The sequence below is a fragment of the Arthrobacter psychrolactophilus genome (assembly GCF_003219795.1).
GTDB lineage: Bacteria > Actinomycetota > Actinomycetes > Actinomycetales > Micrococcaceae > Specibacter > Specibacter psychrolactophilus.
Genome location: NZ_QJVC01000003.1, coordinates 282,174 through 301,424, shown reverse-complemented (window position 1 = coordinate 301,424; position 19,251 = coordinate 282,174). Strand labels below are relative to the sequence as shown.

Sequence of the window (19,251 nt, the reverse complement as noted above, 5' to 3'; positions counted from 1 at the left end):
GTATCCATGGAACGTGAAATTACCAGCCAGGTTCAGATGTGCCTGCCCAATGGTCGCCTGAATCCAGAAGCAGTTGGTTGGAGCCGGACACCCATGCACCAGGCCAACCTGCGTGGTTGGGGCCGTAACAAGCGCTTTGAATACTGGTGCATTTCAACACCCACCCACGTGGTGGCGCTGAACGTTTCCGACACAGATTACAAGGTGACCAACGCCGGGTTCTTCTTGGACAAGAAGACACTGAAGGCCATACCGCTGGCGGAAATTCAGTGGCTCAAAAACGGCTCAAAGACGCTCAAGGGGATGGCGAACGAACCCATCATCGGGACCGGGAAAGAAATCCAGATCAGCATGACCCCCTACGACGGTGGCGTGAAATTGCGCATGGATTCAGAGCGGTTGACGGTCGACCTGGATGTGGTGGTTCCGCCGAATCACCAGTCCATGGGCGTTTTGGTGCCGTGGAGCGACAAAGTCTTTCAATACACGCGCAAGGACAACTGCCTGCCCGTGTCCGGGACGACAATTGCCGACGGCGTTGAATACCCGGTTGACGCCGCCGATTCATATGCCACCTTGGATCATGGGCGGGGCCGTTGGCCCTACTCGATTGTGTGGAATTGGGCCTCTGGAAGCGGCCGGACCGATGGGCGTGAGATCGGTCTGCAATTTGGTGGGAAGTGGACCGAAGGGACACCGTCCACAGAAAATTCGCTCCGCATCGATGGTGAAATTCAAAAGATCAGCGAGGAATTGACGTGGATCTATGACATCAACGACTGGATGAAGCCGTGGCGCATCACGGGCAGCCGGGTGGACCTGACGTTCACACCGATCTACGACAGGTATTCAAATTTCAACAAGGTAATCGTGCTGAGCGAGGAACACCAATGCTTTGGCTATTTTGACGGTGAAATCACCTCGGAAGCAGGAGAGAAAATCAGGGTGGCTTCCATCTTTGGTTGGGCCGAGGAAGTCAAACGCAAGTGGTAACGGCGTCGTTCGCCTAGTTCCAAGAGAAACCTGACCATCACCTCGAAAGGACCCAAAGTGTCTGACCCCAGCGACCTCATTGATTTTGATTCCCTGCTCTCCTCGGAAGAGCGTAGACTGCGCGATTCTGTCCGGTCATTCGTGGACAGTGAGATCAAGCCAAATATTGCCGGATGGTATGAAAGGGCCGTTTTTCCGTTGGAAATCATCCCGGAAATGGCCAAGCTCGGCCTGCTCGGCATGCACCTGAAAGGTTACGGTTGCGCCGGCCGTTCCGCCGTGGAATATGGTCTGGCCGCCGCGGAGTTGGAAGCGGGGGACTCCGGGCTGCGGACGTTCGTCTCGGTGCAAGGATCCCTGGCCATGAGCGCCATCTACAAGCACGGATCACAGGAACAGAAGCAGGAATGGCTGCCGGCCATGGCTGCCGGTGACGCGATTGGGTGCTTCGGATTGACCGAACCGAGCGCGGGCTCGGACCCGGGCAGCATGACGACTTTCGCCCGCCGAGACAAAGGAGACTGGGTACTCAACGGCAGCAAACGGTGGATTGGCCTGGCCTCGGTGGCCCACGTGGCCATTATCTGGGCCCAGACCGATGAGGGTGTGCGCGGTTTTGTGGTGCCGACCGCGACTCCGGGATTTACGGCCACACCCATAGAGCCGAAGCTGTCCATGCGTGCCTCCATTCAGTGCGACGTGGAACTTGTTGACGTTCGCCTGCCGTCAACGGCAGCGCTGCCCAACGTTTCCGGACTCAAGGGCCCCTTTTCCTGCTTGAATGAGGCACGGTACGGCATCATCTGGGGAGCCATGGGGGCGGCCCGGGACGCTTTCGAGGCTGCCCTGGACTACTCGGGCACCCGATTGCAGTTCGACAAGCCACTGGCCGGATACCAACTCACCCAGCAGAAACTCGTCAACATGGCCTTGGAAATCAACAAAGGCTTCCTGCTCGCCCTCCATCTGGGGCGCATGAAGGACGCCGGCAAACTGCGGCCAGAGCAGATTTCTGTTGGAAAATTGAACAACTGCCGCGAGGCCATCGAGATTTGCCGGGAATCCCGCACCATCCTTGGCGGCAACGGCATCACCCTGGACTACTCGCCGCTGCGCCACGCGAACAACCTAGAATCCGTGCGCACCTATGAGGGCACTGATGAGGTGCACACCCTCATTCTCGGCAGCAAGCTCACCGGAATCCCAGCCTTCCGGTAGTACACGAATGTGACGACGGACCGGAGCGTTTGGTTGTTGGATGGGGTGGTTCGGCGTCTCCGCCGGCGCTCTACACCACCCCGGTGGGGGACAGCTGCCTCCACATGGTCCACCTGGACGGCAAGCACGTCGAACACTAAGTGATCAGTGAAAGCCCCTGCCTGACATCGGCGAACATGAATGGTTTGCCGTCGAGATCGTAAGAATAATGTCCTGGGAAGTCCGCTCCGGATGCCAGACGGCTCTCCGAGGCAGCAGATGTCACCGGTCAACCTGCTGACCGCGCAGCCCGCAATCCCACGGCGCCCCGCACGCTGTTGAACAAGCCACCCACATGGCGCGATGATTTGCGCCCACAATCAAACAAGTAGGAGTAGTTATGAACAGCACCTTGAACCACCAGAACCGTGCCCGCCTATCCACCAACGACGAGGTAGGCGGCGAGGAATTGATGGAGATCCACGATGCTCTCGGCGGATCATATGTGACCACGAGTGAGCCCCGCATCGGCCTCCCGGGGAGTTATGTGACTACCGCAACACCTCGCGTGATTCTCCCCGGGAGCTACGTAACCACTGATGCGCCCCGGCCCGGGCATCCCGGCAGCTACGTGTCTAGTTTGCAGAGCACCTGATCAGAGCGTTGAATATGAGGTCGAAGATGAACAGCTCAACCCTCGCCTCACCTGGGTAGACTTCCCGAGTCAATCACAGGACAAGTCAGCGACTGTGTTCCTCTTCGTATTTCCCTGTCCTGTAACGACCAACCGGCTCCCCTCGACACGCGGTACATCACCACCCGAATTTGACCTGACATTGAAGCCTCATGGGAGTCATGCCGCCGTCTTTTTCGTGGTGACATCGTACATCCAGCAGATCCGATCGAGGACCACAACACGACCGGGATCAACGCGGGGTGTGCCAACAGACGCGTCAGGGCCTCAATGTCGGTTCCGTGATGAGACGGCGAGCAGGCTGTCCGTGATGAATCAAGAGTAAATGACAGGGCAATGTGAAGTTTGTGTGATGGTGATCGAGGTCGTGCGCCAGTCTGACGGGAGTTCCCACGGCGTCATACGGAACTCATGCTTTTGAAGGCAGAACCGTCACAACTTAGTATCTTGCATTGTTGCAATCAGGCCAAGGAGAAACAAGTAGAGTCGGCCTATTGGCAGACTTGTATTGCCCCTAGTCAGCAAACCTAGTGAGTAAAGTTGAAGATTCATAGGGCATATCGGGCGTCGAGCGTAGCTCTGACCTGCGGCGCCAGTTTTTCATGTTCATGGAACCGAACAATTTAGTCAGGTTATCCCATGAAGCAATATCGGTTCGAATGCGATGAGGCGAGACTTGTGCATGTCATGAGTGATGAGAACCTGCCCGCGCTTTTATTCGACCTAAATGCTCAATTCCGCTCTTCGCCGGTCATATCCAGAGTCGCCAATTCAATTCCCTAGAGGAGCCGAGAATGGGTGGTTATCCGAGCTAGTTCACTTAAAGGTCATCTGATTTTGAACGAGTGGCGATTACTGAGTGTTCGTAATCGCCAATTAGCAGCGGGGACTCAAGGGCAAGTATTACCGTTCTGCTACCGGAGTGTTTGTTCGGTTGTGGGATGTCCGCCGGCTGAATCAGTATTGCCAGTTAGTTTCTCGACTTGCCCACGAAGTGGCTCATACCGATCGAGGATAGCTGCTTGATATCGGCGACCGCGAGAATGTAGTGCCATGACGTACATAGTCCGGTGAATCTTGGCCGTCGCCAGCAGTTCTTCCTGGCTGGGCGTGCGAATCGTGTTGGCCACCGTTGTGTGAACCTGCCAGAGAGCAGTGCCCAACTGCGTGGCCAGCTTATTGCCGGCATGACCGAGGAGTTGTTCGTGGAAACGTTTTTCCGCGGACTCAACTCCTGCTGCATTGTTGGCTGCGGCATGCAAATCCATGTCTGCCAAGGTCTCTTCGATATCAGGGTCGGGAGTCTGGGCTAGTCCCGCCATGACGTGATCCGTCAGCGCGATGTCAAAGGCTTCCCGGAGATCGATGAGATCATCAATGACTTCCAAGTCACCCTGACTGCTCAGGAGACCCTTGAAGATCAGGCTTTCAATGGTTCCAGCGAAAGACATCTGGCCTACAAAGGTCCCGTGGCCGTGGCGGATCTCGATGATGTCCAGCGCCGCCAAAGTGCGCAGAGCTTCCCTGACGCTGGAGCGGCTGGCACTGAGGATCTCTGCCAAGTCCGTCTCGCTGGGTAGAGGATCGCCCGAAAGCATTCGCTTGTCAAGAATATAGCGCTTGAGGCGATCCGTCAGCGACTCGCGATCCCCCGCGGGGGCAGCCCAACCACCGGCATCTGGATGAGTGCTCATATGTGTCTTTCGCTCAAAATGTACGCAATCACCACATGGTGAAGCGCTTCCACCATACAACGAAGTGCGTCTGTCTGACATCTCATTATTACTCCTCAGACGTACGAGGTCCAATAATTGCCTCGAGAATGCCTGAAAATCAATGATTTTCTGAAATCACTTGACTTGGATCACAAAATTAATCAATGATAGGTCCTACGTCATGAAGTTTCTGGCGAGAATCACCTCAGACAACCTGTTCCTCTATTCGAAGGAAAAGTATGCGTGACAACAACGAACTCCGTGGACTCGACCGCCGTGCTTTCTTGAAATACACCGGTGTTGTGAGCGCTTCTGCAGCACTCACGGCCGGATTGGCTGCCTGTGGCGGTCCCAAGTCCAGCGGCTCAGTTGCAGGCGGCGCGGCCGGCCTTGACCACATCGATGTGGCTATCGGCTACAACAACAACAGCAGCTGGGACCCGCTGAACACCGGTTCGGCATTCGCCATGGCCGCCCACAACCACATCTACGAAGGTCTCTGGGATGCTGAGGCCGTCACGCGAACTCCTTATGCTGCTTTGGCGGCAGAGCTGCCAACGGATCTGAAGTCGACCGAGTGGACAGTCAAACTCCGAGAAGGGGCAACTTTTCACGATGGGCAGCCGGTGACAGCCGATGACGTTGTGTACTCGTTCTCTAGGGTGCTGAACACAGAGAAGAAAGTTCTCACCAATGCATTCTTTGCGTCGTGGCTCAAAGAAGTCAGCAAGGTGGACGAGTCCACAGTAAAGATCACTATGAAGTTCCCCTTCAGTGCCGCCGTGCAGCGCTTCTCCATCGTCAAGATCCTGCCCAAACACGTCTTTGAAGCTCAGGACGCAGATTTCTTCAAGCAGGGTAAGAATGCAGTCGGGTCTGGGCCCTTCAAGGTCAAGGCCCACCAGGACACCTCGTTCACCTCATTTGAAAAGCATGATGGCTACAACGGGTCTCTGAAGCCGAGCTTCAGCTCCATGCAGTGGAACGTCTCCGTTGATGCGTCCGCTCGGGTGGGCCTGCTGACCTCAGGGGTGTCCGGCGTACAGATCTCCGATAACATCCCTCAGGACAATATTGACCAGCTCAAAGGGAAGGATTTGAGCGTTGAGGGCGTCGACAGCATGAATCTGTTGGGCCTAGCCTTCAACACCAGCAAGGCTCCGTTCGATGACAAGCGAGTCCGTCAGGCGCTACGCATGGCCATCGACTCCCAAAAGCTCGTAGACGTATCCATTGCTGGGAAAGGCACAACCGCCACGTCGTACCTGCACACCGGAAGTCCGGAGTACAACAAAGCAGCCACGCAATACGATTACAACCCAGAAAAGGCCAAGGCACTTCTGGCCGAGGCTGGAGTGAGCGGATTGTCAGTGACCCTGCTTTCGACCAACATCTCCTGGACCAAGGTGGCTGTCAACACCATCAAGGAGGGCTGGGAAGCTGTGGGCGTAGCCACCACCTTGGACATTCAGGAAGCTGCGGCATTCAACTCGAAGGTGGCTGCTGGCGATCCAGTCGACGCCCTGACGTTCTCAGGGAACCCGAACCAGTTTGGCGCCGACGCCGACCTGAACATCCGCTGGTTTTACTCCAACTCCAACACGTTCCTCCCCTGGAACAAGTGGGACCAGTCAGCCGAATTCAAGGCACTGGAGGCTCAGCTCAATGCTGCCATTGAAGCTGAAAGTCCGGAGGACCACAAAGCCAAGACAAATGCCGCACTCGACACCATCGCTGACGAAGCAGTGATCTATCCGATCATGCACATGCAGCTATTCACCGCCTGGGACCCGAAGAAGCTCACGGGCGTCGCAGCCCTGGATATTCCTGGCGTGAATGTTCTCAAAGCCACCCGCACGGCGTAGTTGCTCGCGCCATCGTTCACCCGCCGGGGCCTCGTAGGACAGGCCCCGGCACGCGACCCCATACTTTTCATTTCCCTAAGGAGCCCGTAGTGGTAATGGCTTTACGACTGCTCGGACAACGTGTCATCTCACTGGTGCCGCTGGTTCTGGGCATCATCCTGTTCGTCTTCACGGTCATGCAGTTTTCAAAGACCGATCCGGCTGTGGCAGTTTTTGCTGATGCTCCCGTCTCCGCCGACCAACTCGACCAATTCCGCGAGGAAAACGGACTGAATAAGCCGTTTTTGGTTAAATACTTTGTCTTCGTGGGAATGGTCCTGCAGGGACAGCTGGGTAAGAGCCTAGCCACTGGTGAAAGTGTCGTTGACATGATTGCCACGGCCCTGCCGCTCACGCTCCAATTGACGTTCTTAGGCCTGCTCATCGCCTTAACAGTGGCCCTTGTTCTGGGTACCGTCTCGGCAATTTACAGGGACCGATGGGTAGATCAGCTTATTCGTTTCATCACGCTGCTCGGCGTCGCCGCGCCTTCCTTTTGGATCGCACTCCTACTGGTCCAATGGCTGGCCATCGAGAACCCCATCTTTCCCTCAGGCCGGTACATCAATCCCGGGGATTCCTTTTCTGGTTGGTTGCAGAGCATGACTCTGCCGGCACTGGCACTGGCATTTCCCATCGCCGCCCAGATGACCCGCATCATTCGCACCTCAATGGTGGAAGAGCTTGATCGGGACTACGTTCGGACCGCTCGCGGCGGTGGACTGCACCCTGTCGTTGTCGTCGGACGTAACGTCCTGCGCAACGCTCTCATTAACCCTCTTAATGTGCTCGGCCTGCGGGTGGGGTATCTGATGGGAGGCGCCGTCGTGATTGAACAGATGTTTAATTTGCCGGGTATGGGCCAAATCATGATCGAAGGCGTCAAGAACAACGAACCGGCCATCGTCCAAGGTGCCGTCCTTACCATCGCTTTAGGATTCGTGATCATCAACCTGATCGTCGACATTCTCTCCATGATCGCCAACCCCAAGCTGAGGAGCCACACAGCATGAGGAAACAATTGACTAAACGGCTTTCAAAGCCGGGCATGAAACTTGGCAGGCTGACAGTATCCGGCCGGATCGCCGTCGTCCTTCTTGCCCTCGTCATCTTGAGCGCAATTTTCGGGCCCATGCTGATTACCGCTGATCCCAATCTGCAAACCATTGCCAGTAACAAGGCGCCCAGTTGGGAACATCCGCTGGGGCTTGACGGCCAGGGACGTGACCTAATGGCCCGGCTGGCAGTCGGTGCCCGATGGTCCTTGGCCATCGGACTGGGGGCGACGCTTCTTGCCTTGGTGGCCGGAGCCGTGATCGGTTCCATCGCAGCTACTAGCCGCAAGGCCATCGACGAAGTAATTATGCGCGTGTTGGACATCATCATGGCGTTCCCAGGTATTGCCCTTGCCGCAGTCCTCGTGGCTGTCTTCGGCCGGGACCTGCATGTGCTGATTGCAGCCATCGGGTTCCTCTATACCCCTATGGTGGCCCGGATCGTCCGCGCCAACGTCCTTGACCAATACGGTGAAGACTACGTGGCAGCCGAAAAGATCATAGGTGCCAAAAAATTCTTCATCATTACCCGTCATGTGGCTGTAAATTGTGCAGCACCAATCCTGGTCTTCTGCACCGTCTTAGTGGCCGACGCCATCGTCTTTGAGGCATCTCTATCCTTCATCGGTGCTGGCGTACAGCAGCCCTACGCTTCATGGGGCAGTGTCATCGCCGAAGGCAAAGAACTTCTCATGCTCGGCGGCTGGTGGGCTACCACCTTCCCTGGCCTGTTGATCTTCGTGACAGTCGTGTCCTTGAACGTCCTCTCGGAAGGCATCTCGGATGCGCTCGCTGCCCCGACAGCGAAAGCAGCGAAGGCTGCAACGACGGCACTGAAGGCCGAACAAGCAGAAGTCGAAGAGGATCGGGCAGCCCCGGCCACTGTTGAACTGCCCGGCTTGGAAATAGCCGCTGCACGTATCAAAGCGCGGTTGAAAGACTTTTCATCTGTAGAACCTGTCCTGCAAGTGCAGGATCTGACTATTTCCTTCCCTGACAGGCACAACGGCGTCAATGTTGTTAATGGCATCAGTTTCGATGTCCGACCCGGCGAGGTGTTGGGCCTGATTGGCGAATCTGGTTGTGGGAAGTCCCTGACGTCCCTGGCCATCATGGGCCTGGAACCGCGAGGTGCCACCATTGGCGGATCTATTCTTTTCCAGGGGCAAAACTTGCTGACGATGCCGAACGGTAGACGCCGCGCCCACATGGGGCATGGAATCTCGATGATTTACCAAGACGCGCTCTCCTCCCTTAACCCTGCTATGACCATCCGGGCTCAGCTAAATCAGTTTGTTCGCCGCGGCGGCAAGCGCAGTTGCGAAGAGCTTTTGGAATTGGTCAATTTGGACCCGCAACGGACCCTGAAGGCGTTCCCGCATGAGCTCTCCGGCGGACAACGCCAGCGTGTGCTCATCGCGATGGCTCTCTCCCGCGAACCAAAGCTGATCGTCGCTGATGAACCCACTACGGCACTAGACGTCACGGTTCAGGCGCAGGTCATGAAGCTGCTATTACGACTCAAAGACGAACTTGGCTTCGCCCTGGTGCTGGTCTCTCACGACCTGGCACTGGTATCCGACATTGCCGACAAAGTGGTTGTCATGTATGGCGGGCAGGTGGCCGAGGCAGGGTCTATCGATGCCGTCGTCGGACAACCGGCTCACCACTACACTCGTGGGCTCCTCTCGGCGGTGCTCTCGCTGGAAGCAGGAGAGGAGAACCTGACGCAGATCAAGGGAGTTGTCCCATCCCCGGCAAACTTCCCGGCGGGGTGCCGCTTTGCCGATCGTTGTCCTATGGCGACAGCTGTGTGCAGGGCCGTCGAGCCGCCTATCAGCCAAACACCGGAAGACCACATGGTGGCCTGCCATCATCCAGCAATCGGACTATCTGAATCATTGAAAGCGGAGGCACTGGTATGAGTGAGGCACAAGCTGGGACAGCCTTGCCGGGATCGATGACGACGGCCATGCAACGGCCCGTCCTGGAATTGAAGGACGTCCATGTCAGGCATGCGATCAAGGGGCAAAGCCTCTTGGGCAAGGAAACAGTCTTCGCCCTGACAGGGGCGAGCCTCAGCGTTTCTGCTGGCGAGACTGTTGGCATCGTCGGCGAATCCGGCTGTGGCAAATCGACCTTGGCCAAAACTATCGTCGGGCTGCAAAAGCCGTCCGAGGGAGAGATCTTCTTTAACGGATCTTCCTTGTGGGAGATGTCTGCGGCGAACCGTCGCACAGAATTCGGCCGCAATGTTGGCATGATTTTTCAGGACCCTTCCACTGCACTCAATCGACGTATGCCCATCCGGAGGATCCTGCGGGATCCCTTGGATGTTCATGGGATTGGCGACGGCGGCTCGCGCGTCCAGCGTGTGCGCGAACTCATGGAGTTGGTGGGCCTGCCAGAAAGTGCCGCCGATGCCCTGCCGACCCAGTTATCCGGTGGCCAGCGTCAACGTGTGGCCATCGGCCGGGCGCTGGCGCTGGGCCCCTCGTTGCTGGTGGCCGATGAACCCACGTCGGCCTTGGACGTGTCAGTCCGGGCCCAAATCCTCAATCTCCTCCTTCGATTGCAGAAGGAGATGAATCTGGCCATGATCTTTATTTCCCATGACATCCAGACGGTGCGACGCATGAGCGACCGCATCGCCACCATGTACCTGGGCCGGATTGTGGAGCAGGTACCATCGGCGCTGACCCCGGAGGGAGTGGCCCACCCTTACACGACGGCACTGTTCTCAGCAACGCCCAGCATCCTAGATGAGATTAACCCGATTAGCCTCGACGGTCCTGTTCCCTCGGCCGTTCGGCCACCCTCGGGCTGCCCTTTCCGTACTAGGTGCTGGAAGGCGAGCTCCGCGTGTGCCGAAGCGATGCCGCCGCTGCGCGTCCTGAGCCAGGAGCCCCTGCATACCCTGCGATGCTTCCACCCAATGGACAGCGACGGAGCCACTGGGGCACCCCTATCCAGCTAGGTTCCAACTCGCTTCGTCATTTTCCCCAACTTTTCCAAAGAGGTTATCCATGAGTTTCACCCCCATCCGTGTTGCTGTGCTTGGCTCCGGATTTTTCGGCAACACCCTGGCCATGGCGTGCAAGGACAATAATGCCTTCGACGTTGTCGCCATCTGTGACCTGGACAGTGCTTCGGCGCAAGAGCTGGCCACCCGTGCAGGGGCCCGCGCCGTCGTTGACCCCGCAGAGCTGGCCGTCGCCACCGACATTGATCTGGTCATGATTGCCACGCCTAACCACACTCATGCCAGCGCCTCCATCGGTTTCCTGCAAGCCGGCAAGAGCGTCTTTGTGGAAAAGCCACTAGCCATCACGGCAGAAGATGCGCTCGCTGTCACAGCTGCCGCCGCTCTCAGCGAGGGTCAGCTTCTTGTGGGTCATGTGGAACGAACCATGCCCGGCATTAAACGCCTCTTCCATCAAGCCCGATCCGGGAAACTTGGCACCTTGCTGGAAGGTTATGGCAGCCGTTCAAGGCTGGTGCACGTCCCTGAGGGTTCGGAGGACTGGTGGAAGCTTGACCGCACCCGCAGCGGAGGCGAATTGCTCCATGAAATTCACGAACTTGACCTGCTCACGTGGGTCTTCGGGGAGCCCGTGGAGATCCGTACCATTGCCGGGGCTCCGCGTCCGGCGGGTTCCCGCATAGAGGATAGTGTGCATAAGACCACGCTGAAATTCGGTTCAGGGGCGGTGGGCTACCACGAGCTGTCCACTTCAGCGCATGTCCCAGACTGGAAATTCCGTGTTTCCGGTACTGAGGCTGCCCTCGAAGCGGACTTCAGGACGGGCAAGGTTAGCCGCTACGTCGACGCCGTGGTGACAGAACAGTGGGGCATCTTTGATTCTGAGCGAGCCAACGATTCACTTCGGGCCTCCGCAGAAAAGAAACAGGCCTACAACGCGGCCGGGGCCGCCGGCCCGTATTGGATGCAGGCGGCTGTGGAATGTGAGTTGGCGGAAGTCATCGCCGCAATGCGTGGACAAGAGAGTGTCTTGATCGACTCCCCGGCGACAGCTGTCATCGCTGGAGTAGAAGCGATGGCGCAAGCTTCCCAAACACAATCCAGTAAGGGAACGCCAGCTTCCACTGGTGCGTTAGTGGGTGCATAACCGTGGGCAGCAAAGTAGCCATCATTGGCAGCGGCAACATTGCCCGTGACCACCTCGTGGCACTGCGCTCGATCCCTGATGTAGAGGTTGCCTATGTGTACGGATCAAATCTGGAACGAGCCGCGTCCCTGGCGGCCCTGTACCCGGGAGCCATCGCCACCACCGACATTGACAAGGTTCTCAGAGACCCTGCCATCTCAGCTGTGGACATCACTAACGCCACGCCCGACCACGCACGCTTCACGATTGCCGCCGGGCAGGCCCGGAAACATGTTCACGTTGAAAAGCCCGCAGCATTGAACCTGCCGGACCTGGATGCGATGATCGCCGCCACGGAAGGGCGTGAGCTGAGCCTAATGGTTGGTCAGACCGTCCGCTTTCAACCCTCCATTGCCACGATCGCCGCTTCCTTGCAGGGCGGCGAGATCGGGACTCCCCGGCTCACCCACGTCAGCTGGTACACCGGCTATGTGTGGCCCGGAGGATGGCGTGGCTGGCAATTGGACGCTGCCAAGTCTGGAGGGCATCCTGTCCACAATGGCAGCCATTGCATCGACCTGGCCATCTGGTTGCTGCAACGCACCCCCGTTCGGGTTTTCGCTCGATCCTTTCCCAGCTATGCTGCGCAGATGCCTGTGCATGACAGCTTCCAATTAACAGTGAAGTTCGACGACGGTTCGCTGGCTCTGCTGGAGATCTCCTATTCGTTGCGCAAGCACGCTGATATGTTGCGGCGGATTGTGGTCGCCGGCTCGGAGGGCACCTTGGCGCACACCACCGAGGATGATCCGGGACTGACCAGCGACGGCGCCCGGCCGGCACCAAGCTCCATTGAAGGTGCCATGACGGCTCAATTGAGTCATTGGGTTGACCTGATTCAAGGCCGCGCCGCACCCATCGTTAAGACGGCCGAAGTCAGAGCCACCCTGGCCACCGGACTGGCTGCTCAGCAATCTTTGGAGACCGGGCGGGCCATTGAACTCTCTCTTCCTTCTATCCACGCGAAAGGGGCCATGCTGTGAACGCAGAATCTGCCACTGTCCGGAAACCCAAACTCAGGATTGGCTTCCTCTCGGGGATCCGCCACGCGGTGCCGTACGCTGAAATCCTGGCTGAGATGGCCGACGTCGAACTTGTCGGGGTAGCCGAGGACAGCGTTTCGCCCGCATGGATGAAGGGCGACAGTGCCAAGGCTGCAGCGGCTGTCGGGATCGCCTATTTTGATTCCTTGGTGCCTCTGCTTGATGCGAACACTGTAGACGCAGTCGTCGTTTGCAGTGAGCCTACGAGGCATGCTGAGCTGGCAGCCCGTGCCTTGGCGGCAGGACTGCATGTTCTGGTTGACAAGCCCATTGGTGTCAACAGAGCTGACATTGCCCAACTGGCCAAAGCTGAGGCTACGGCAGTAGGCACCCTTAGTGTGATCAACAGGCTGCAATCTCCTGCCGTGCAACGCCTGCGGCGCTGGGTCGACGCCGGCACCATGGGGCTTCCCCTGCATGTAGATGTCGAATGGTTTGCCAGCGGCGCACATTTTGCTACCTCCGTGGAGCGGCCCGAGCTGGTAGTCGATCCATCTCTGTCCGGGGGAGGGGAGCTGTTGAATTTCCTGCTGTATCCCGTGGACTACATCCGCTTCCTGACGGGACTGGAAGTAGTGGAGGTCCACTGCGAAGCGTCTACCTTGTTCAGTCAGCTGCACGAAGAAAATGGGGTGGAGGATTGCGCCATAGTCTCTCTTCTCCTAGAGAATGCCGTCACAGCCACCGTTACGGTGGGCAGGGTTCCGGCAGCTCCGGGGCTAGGCCCGGTCTCGTCGAGCATCAGGATACTCGGCTCGCACGGCAATGCCAGTTCTGACGATGACAAACCCCAAGTCAGCCGGTATGACACTGCGGGTGGAATTTCGGCATTGCCCGTTGGCGGTCCCAGCTCGGTAGCTATTCTGCGCATCATGCTTAAGCAATACGTGCAGGAGCTGCAGTCAGGAAGGACCCCCACCTATGGTCTGCACGATGCGGCGGCGAGCTTTGCCGTTATCGAGGCAGCCTATGACTCTGTGAAAAGTGGACAACCGGTCAGAGTTTCCACCGCGCGATAGCGTTCCCTTCTCCCCTTGATGCATTTTGTTTGATCTGAAAGGTACACCATGACTGAAACTCGATATGGACTAGTTGGCGCCGGCTACTTTGGTTTGGCTCTTGGACGGGCACTGGCCAATCTTCCGCAGGCTCGCATTAGCGCTGTCTACGACCCTGAGCATGCCACCCGAGCAGCGGATTCCTTTGGTGCCAAGGTTCATGATTCAATCGAGGAGCTGTGCTCCAGTGAAGACGTTGATGCTGTTGTAGTCGCTTCCCCAAATTGGGCGCATTCCGAAGCTGTGCTGATCGCCGCACGGAATGGCAAGGCTGTCTTTTGCGAAAAGCCCATTGCCCTCAACTTTGACGACTGCTCGCGCATGATCGAGGCAACAGGTCAGGCTGGCGTGCTGTTCATGGCAGGGCACGCAATGAACTTCATGAGCGGGGTACGCCGAGTGAAATCTCTGATCGCGGACGGCGCGATTGGTGAAGTGGTGTTCTGCCGCGCCGTGCGCAACAACTGGGAAGAACCTCAGGCCGAAGTGACATGGAAGAAGCGTCGCGAGCTTTCAGGAGGGCACCTCTACCACCACATACATGAACTCGACTTCGTCCAGTTCATCATGGGTCCGGCGGTAGAGGCCACCATGGTCGGAGGAAATGTGGCACATCAGGGACCTGGCTTCGGAGACGAAGACGACCTGCTGCTGATGACCTTGGAATTCGGCAACAATACCTTTGCCGTCTTGGAATACGGCTCGGCGTTCCGCTGGCCTGAGCACTACGTCCTCATCGAGGGAACTAAAGGCGCTATCCGCATTGACCTACAGGACACCGGAGTCACCATGCGAACCTCGACTGGAGGTGAAACCTTCCTGCTGCACCGGTCCGAGGAAGAGGACGCCGATCGGAATCGCTTCTACATTGAGGGGGCGGCCGATAGCGGGGTGCTTTTCGGTAACCCCTCTATGGAGCCGTCGCTCTGGTTGCGCGGCATGATTGAAGACGAAGTGACGTACTTCCATGGGCTCATGCGCGGAGAAGAACCGGTGGCCGAGTTTGCCAAGCTGACCGACGGTAGCGCGGCGGCGGCGTCCATCGCCACCGCCGACGCGCTCTCGCTGTCCCTGCGCGAAGGTAGAAAAGTCCGCATTTCCGAGATCACTGGGTGATCTGACGGGCTGCACGATGCACTAGCGCGGTGTCCACACGACAAGACAAATGCCCGCTGTGTAAACGGCGCATGAATGTGGATGTTCTGGAAATCAACCCGGAACATCCACATCTGCGGAATATCAAGAAGAAGGAATGCGTGGTTAACCTATGGCACAGACGAATTCCTGATCGGGTGGAGCTCCCGCCACGATATTGCTCCATCGTGACTGTTGTGGTGTCAACCTTGGCGGAATTGTAGACTTGCCTACAATTCGATCGGGAGAGATCCCGTAATTGGTTTCATAAGATTCAGAATGGGCGTGTGGGGATGCTTCGCAGGGTCGAAAATATTACGGTGACTCACCGTCCCAGTTTCTGGACGAAAAAGGGGCCCGTGGAACTTACAGTGGGCAGGGAAGCCTATCGTGTAGGCGAATATACAAAACAAGAATTCCTGGACCGCCAAGAAAGTCAAAAGAGTCGTCCCGTGCTGTTGGCTCGCATCGGTGAGAGGCGCTACTGGCAGTTTCGGGGTAAATTCTACTGGGACAACGATCGGCTTACGGGCGCCCAAGTCCATGCCCTCATTGTGACAAGAGAGCAACGGCAAGTCCAACAAATCGAGCGCGCTCAAGCGACTATTGCTATGGGATCAGCACCGCGTAGCTCAACCGCCAGACGATCGATTCCTGATGATGTCAAGCAGTACATCTGGGCGCGCGACGAGGGAACATGCCGAGCTTGTGGTTCCACATCGGAACTGCAATTTGACCACGTTATTCCGGTTTCAATGGGCGGAAGCAATAACAGCGAGAACCTGCAGATCCTATGTGGGCCTTGTAACCGTTCCAAAGCGGCAGGGTTGACCATTCGTCGCTGAGGTCATCTGGGTTAAATGATCCACCTGCAATAGCCGCACGTTTGGACGCGGAAAAATTTGTTCCAGCGAAGTCCTCGCGGAGATTCTACTGTCATACACACCGGTTCCGATGGCAGTCCCCGTAGCTAAGAGTCGGAGCCGGCACAGGGGCCTACACCGAGGGGGCTGACTCCTTGCATGCATCAAAGCGTCCAAGCGTGGATTCACGCTGGACTAATTGCGCGCCGAACACACGTTGCTGCACTTCCCGACTGCCCGGACGTTCAATCTGCTCTAGGAGTTGCTGGCCAGCGGCGCGTCCCATCTCATAGGCGGGCTGACGGATGGTAGTCAACGTGACTGCCGCCTGGCGGGCGTGAGGCACATCGTCATAACCAACAATCGCGATGTCCTCGGGAACTCTAATTCCAGCACGCAAGAACACGTTCAAGGCGCCAATAGCCACCATGTCATTGGCGGCAAAGATTGCATCGGGCCGCTCTGATTCGGACATGGATAGGATCTGCTCGGCCGCTTCGATGCCGTCTTCAATGGTCAGGTTAGTAACCGTTACCGTCATGACCGTGGTGTCGTTTTCCGAGGCTGCAACAGCCTGCATCAGGCCCTCTAAACGGTCAGCGGACTGGACAACATTGTGAGGGTTACCCAGAAACGCGAGTCGGCGTCGGCCAATGTCCACAAGGTGAGATCCGGCTAGTCTGCCGCCGCCAATGTCATCAAAGGTCACAGCGGAAATGTGATCGGACTTCTCCGTGGGTCCCACCACCACGCACTCGATGCCACGGCCCTGAAGCTGTTCCAGCCGATCCTTGACCAGGCCCTGCGGGATGATGACGAGGCCTTGAACGCGGTGTGCCTCGAACATGTCCAGATTAGCCATTTCGCGCTCGATATCCCTGTTGCTGTTACTAAAGAACAACGACCATCCGCGGTCTCGAACCACGTCCTCGACGCCACGGGACAAGTCACTAAAGTATGGCAGCCAGGCGTCCAACAGGATCAGGGCCAGGGTCTTGCTTGAGCCGGCACGCAACTGGCGCGCCGATTCATTTGGCACAAATCCGAGCTCGGCTATGGCCGCGGCGACGCGCTTGCGGCTTCCTTCACCCAAAAGATGAGGCCGGTTGAGGTAGTTCGAAACCGTAGATGCGGATACGTTCGCCAATGCGGCGACATCCTTGACGCTCTTGCTCAACGCGGCTCCTCCATACGGCAGTGAGTTAACTGAAGCCGTCTCGGCTTGGAATTGTGACGTTCCAATTCAGTCTTCGTAGACTACATGGTAACCGTGGATCACCAAATATGCAACGTTACAAATGGTACTTGACACGTTGCAAGTCTTCTCCTAATCTAATTTTCAGTGGCAACTTGCAACGTTGCAGGTCGAGTATTCCACAGCTTTGACCCTCAAAACTATTAGGTAGGATTCCCATGAAAATTGGTTGCCATGGTCTGGTATGGACCGGTCGTTTCGATGCCGAGGGCATCCGTTATTCCGTGCAGAAGACACACGAAGCAGGCTTTGACCTGATCGAGTTTCCTTTGATGGACCCGTTCTCCTTCGACGTTGCCACGGCCAAATCGGCCTTGGCTGAGTACGGGCTTTCCGTTTCTGCGTCCTTGGGTCTCTCGGAGGCAACGGACGTCAGCAGTGAGGATTCCGCTGTCGTCAAGGCAGGGGAGGAATTGCTGAACCGGGCCGTTGACGTAGTTGCGGAAATGGGCGGCACCGAATTTTGTGGTGTCATTTACAGCTCCATGAAGAAGTACATGGAGCCACCCACGGCCAAGGGCCTAGAAAACAGCAAGGCCGTCATCGGACGTATTGCCGATCGTGCCGCCGGGCTGGGCATCAATGTAGCTCTCGAGGTTGTCAACCGCTATGAGACGAACGTTCTCAACACCGGACGTCAGGCCCTTGCCTACCTCCAAGACGTCAATCGCGGAAACCTGGGTGTTCATCTGGACACCTACCACATGAACATCGAAGAGTCCGATATGTTCTCTCCGGTCCTGGATACGGCAGACGTGCTTCGCTATGTTCACATCGGAGAGAGCCACCGCGGTTACCTCGGTACGGGCAACGTTGACTTTGACAACTTCTTCAAGGCTCTGGGCCGCATTGGCTACGACGGACCTGTTGTCTTTGAGTCCTTTTCTTCCGCCGTTGTTGCACCGGACCTGAGCCGCATGCTCGGCATTTGGCGGAATCTGTGGGCAGACAACGAAGAGCTCGGCGCACACGCAAACGCCTTTATTCGCGACAAACTCACCGCCATCAAAACCATCGAACTCCACTAGTTCGCCACGAACTACCCACCACGGGCCACGGCGGAGCCGCCTGCCCACCAGCGAAACATATCAAGGGAGATAAACATGCTGAAAAAGAAACTACTTCAGTCGGCTGCCGTTCTGGCCATCGGTGCATTGGCACTGACGGGTTGCACCAACAAGAACTCCACCGCTGACTCCGGATCCGGGGACTCGGGGAAGACCACGGTTGCATTTGTGCCCAAGCTTCAAGGCATCCCCTACTTTGAGGCCATGAATGCCGGAGGTCAGCAGGCAGCTGAGGACCTGGGTATTGAGTGGCTCTACCAGGGCCCCACGACGGCGGATGCCGCAGCTCAGGCCGACATCGTCCGCTCTCTCATTCAGCAAAAGGTTGACGCTCTCATCGTGGCGCCGAATGATCCCGATTCGATGGCGCCATTGCTGAAGCAGGCACAAGAGGCCGGGATAAAGGTGGCCACGGCGGACACTGACGCACCGAATTCCGTACGCCAGGTGTTCGTCAACCAGACAACTGAAGAAAACCACGGGAAGGCCTTGAGCGAGAGCCTCATGAAAGCCATGGGTGGCACCGGTGAATTCGCCATCGTCTCCTGTTCCGAGACGGCCGCCAACTTGAACGCCTACATTGAGGTCATTAAAAAGGACGTTGCCGCCAACTACCCGCAGGGCAAGCTCGTGGATCTGGTCTACGCAGGCGAAGACCAGGCCAAGGCTGCTGCCATGGCGACGGACTTAATGAACGCCCACCCTAACCTCAAGGGCATCGTTGGATTGTGCTCCGCAGCAGCCCCAGGTGTTGCCCAGGCGGTCAAGGATGCTGGAAAGATCGGCCAGGTCTTCACCGTTGGTGGTGGAACCCCCATGGCCATGGCACCGTACCTGAAAGATGGATCCTCCAGTGCCTCAGTGCTGTGGGACGTGCAGAATCTTGGCTACCTGACCGCATGGACGGGCAAGGAGCTCGCCGACGACAAGACGTTGGAGCCGGCGTTCGATGTTGACGACAAGATCAAGGGTGTCACTTTTGACGCCGAGAGCAAGATTGAGTTGCTCGGCCCGCCCCTGGTCTTCACTAAAGACAATGTCCAGCAATTCAAGTACTGACCGATTGTGGGCGGTGCCCCAATTCCGGCACCGCCCGCCCCTTCT

16 protein-coding genes are annotated in these 19,251 nt (G+C 57.3%); 14 read left to right on the top strand and 2 right to left on the bottom strand.

Going from position 1 to position 19,251, the window contains the following annotated elements; all coding sequences use genetic code 11:
• The first annotated feature begins 6 nt into the window (after positions 1 to 6).
• The 3 genes from CVS30_RS05760 (at position 7) to CVS30_RS05750 (ending at position 2,845) form a co-directional block, all read left to right on the top strand.
• Entirely contained in the window at positions 7 to 993 is a 987-nt protein-coding gene (locus CVS30_RS05760) for a DUF2804 domain-containing protein (RefSeq protein ID WP_220033875.1), read from the top strand.
• A 57-nt stretch (positions 994 to 1,050) separates the two neighbouring features.
• Positions 1,051 to 2,211 (top strand): acyl-CoA dehydrogenase family protein, encoded by a 1,161-nt coding sequence (locus tag CVS30_RS05755; protein ID WP_110484361.1) that lies wholly within the window; start codon positions 1,051 to 1,053, stop codon positions 2,209 to 2,211.
• A gap of 379 nt (positions 2,212 to 2,590) precedes the next feature.
• Positions 2,591 to 2,845, top strand: a complete 255-nt coding sequence (locus CVS30_RS05750) for a hypothetical protein (protein ID WP_110484360.1) — start codon at positions 2,591 to 2,593, stop codon at positions 2,843 to 2,845.
• Positions 2,846 to 3,798: 953 nt separating this feature from the next.
• Here the strand turns inward: CVS30_RS05750 and CVS30_RS05745 are convergent.
• Positions 3,799 to 4,578 (bottom strand): FadR/GntR family transcriptional regulator, encoded by a 780-nt coding sequence (locus CVS30_RS05745; protein ID WP_181419696.1) that lies wholly within the window; start codon positions 4,576 to 4,578, stop codon positions 3,799 to 3,801.
• Between the two features lie 260 nt (positions 4,579 to 4,838).
• Between CVS30_RS05745 and CVS30_RS05740 the strand changes: the two genes are divergently transcribed.
• The 9 genes from CVS30_RS05740 to CVS30_RS18080 all read left to right on the top strand — a co-directional run bounded on the left by CVS30_RS05740 (position 4,839) and on the right by CVS30_RS18080 (position 15,807).
• Positions 4,839 to 6,464, top strand: coding sequence for an ABC transporter substrate-binding protein (locus tag CVS30_RS05740; protein ID WP_110484358.1), 1,626 nt, complete (start codon positions 4,839 to 4,841; stop codon positions 6,462 to 6,464).
• Positions 6,465 to 6,559: 95 nt separating this feature from the next.
• Positions 6,560 to 7,516: an ABC transporter permease gene (locus CVS30_RS05735; protein ID WP_220033874.1), complete on the top strand. Its 957-nt coding sequence runs from the start codon at positions 6,560 to 6,562 to the stop codon at positions 7,514 to 7,516.
• A gap of 35 nt (positions 7,517 to 7,551) precedes the next feature.
• Complete coding sequence (locus CVS30_RS05730; protein WP_245934455.1) at positions 7,552 to 9,483, top strand: dipeptide/oligopeptide/nickel ABC transporter permease/ATP-binding protein; 1,932 nt, start codon at positions 7,552 to 7,554, stop codon at positions 9,481 to 9,483.
• Complete coding sequence (locus CVS30_RS05725; protein ID WP_245934454.1) at positions 9,480 to 10,535, top strand: oligopeptide/dipeptide ABC transporter ATP-binding protein; 1,056 nt, start codon at positions 9,480 to 9,482, stop codon at positions 10,533 to 10,535. The genes CVS30_RS05730 and CVS30_RS05725 overlap by 4 nt, the downstream gene beginning before the upstream one ends.
• A 49-nt stretch (positions 10,536 to 10,584) precedes the next feature.
• Entirely contained in the window at positions 10,585 to 11,688 is a 1,104-nt protein-coding gene (locus tag CVS30_RS05720; protein ID WP_110484355.1) for a Gfo/Idh/MocA family protein, read from the top strand.
• 2 nt (positions 11,689 to 11,690) lie between these two features.
• The gene (locus CVS30_RS05715; protein ID WP_220033873.1) at positions 11,691 to 12,710 is read left to right on the top strand and encodes a Gfo/Idh/MocA family protein; all 1,020 of its coding nucleotides are present in this window, start codon (positions 11,691 to 11,693) and stop codon (positions 12,708 to 12,710) included.
• On the top strand, positions 12,707 to 13,789 hold the full coding sequence (locus tag CVS30_RS05710) for a Gfo/Idh/MocA family protein (RefSeq protein WP_220033872.1): 1,083 nt from the start codon (positions 12,707 to 12,709) through the stop codon (positions 13,787 to 13,789). The genes CVS30_RS05715 and CVS30_RS05710 overlap by 4 nt, the downstream gene beginning before the upstream one ends.
• Before the next feature lie 48 nt (positions 13,790 to 13,837).
• Positions 13,838 to 14,944, top strand: a complete 1,107-nt coding sequence (locus CVS30_RS05705; RefSeq protein ID WP_110484353.1) for a Gfo/Idh/MocA family protein — start codon at positions 13,838 to 13,840, stop codon at positions 14,942 to 14,944.
• A gap of 377 nt (positions 14,945 to 15,321) precedes the next feature.
• The gene (locus CVS30_RS18080; protein WP_220033871.1) at positions 15,322 to 15,807 is read left to right on the top strand and encodes an HNH endonuclease; all 486 of its coding nucleotides are present in this window, start codon (positions 15,322 to 15,324) and stop codon (positions 15,805 to 15,807) included.
• A 151-nt stretch (positions 15,808 to 15,958) separates the two neighbouring features.
• On the opposite strand, the gene CVS30_RS05695 is transcribed toward CVS30_RS18080, so the two are convergent.
• Positions 15,959 to 17,002 (bottom strand): LacI family DNA-binding transcriptional regulator, encoded by a 1,044-nt coding sequence (locus tag CVS30_RS05695; protein ID WP_110484352.1) that lies wholly within the window; start codon positions 17,000 to 17,002, stop codon positions 15,959 to 15,961.
• A 236-nt stretch (positions 17,003 to 17,238) separates the two neighbouring features.
• On the opposite strand from CVS30_RS05695, the gene CVS30_RS05690 reads away from it, so the two are divergent.
• Together CVS30_RS05690 and CVS30_RS05685 are read left to right on the top strand one after the other, a co-directional pair.
• A complete protein-coding gene (locus CVS30_RS05690) occupies positions 17,239 to 18,108 on the top strand; it encodes a sugar phosphate isomerase/epimerase family protein (protein WP_110484351.1) in 870 nt (289 codons plus the stop codon).
• Between the two features lie 75 nt (positions 18,109 to 18,183).
• The gene (locus CVS30_RS05685) at positions 18,184 to 19,206 is read left to right on the top strand and encodes an autoinducer 2 ABC transporter substrate-binding protein (RefSeq protein WP_110484350.1); all 1,023 of its coding nucleotides are present in this window, start codon (positions 18,184 to 18,186) and stop codon (positions 19,204 to 19,206) included.
• Positions 19,207 to 19,251: the final 45 nt, after the last annotated feature.

Coding starts and splice junctions, on each gene's coding strand:
- CVS30_RS05760 (WP_220033875.1), top strand. CDS start 7: ATGGAACGTGAAATTACCAGCCAGGTTCAGATGTGCCTGCCCAATGGT.
- CVS30_RS05750 (WP_110484360.1), top strand. CDS start 2,591: ATGAACAGCACCTTGAACCACCAGAACCGTGCCCGCCTATCCACCAAC.
- CVS30_RS05745 (WP_181419696.1), bottom strand. CDS start 4,578: ATGAGCACTCATCCAGATGCCGGTGGTTGGGCTGCCCCCGCGGGGGAT.
- CVS30_RS05740 (WP_110484358.1), top strand. CDS start 4,839: ATGCGTGACAACAACGAACTCCGTGGACTCGACCGCCGTGCTTTCTTG.
- CVS30_RS05735 (WP_220033874.1), top strand. CDS start 6,560: ATGGCTTTACGACTGCTCGGACAACGTGTCATCTCACTGGTGCCGCTG.
- CVS30_RS05730 (WP_245934455.1), top strand. CDS start 7,552: ATGAAACTTGGCAGGCTGACAGTATCCGGCCGGATCGCCGTCGTCCTT.
- CVS30_RS05725 (WP_245934454.1), top strand. CDS start 9,480: ATGAGTGAGGCACAAGCTGGGACAGCCTTGCCGGGATCGATGACGACG.
- CVS30_RS05720 (WP_110484355.1), top strand. CDS start 10,585: ATGAGTTTCACCCCCATCCGTGTTGCTGTGCTTGGCTCCGGATTTTTC.
- CVS30_RS05705 (WP_110484353.1), top strand. CDS start 13,838: ATGACTGAAACTCGATATGGACTAGTTGGCGCCGGCTACTTTGGTTTG.
- CVS30_RS05690 (WP_110484351.1), top strand. CDS start 17,239: ATGAAAATTGGTTGCCATGGTCTGGTATGGACCGGTCGTTTCGATGCC.
- CVS30_RS05685 (WP_110484350.1), top strand. CDS start 18,184: ATGCTGAAAAAGAAACTACTTCAGTCGGCTGCCGTTCTGGCCATCGGT.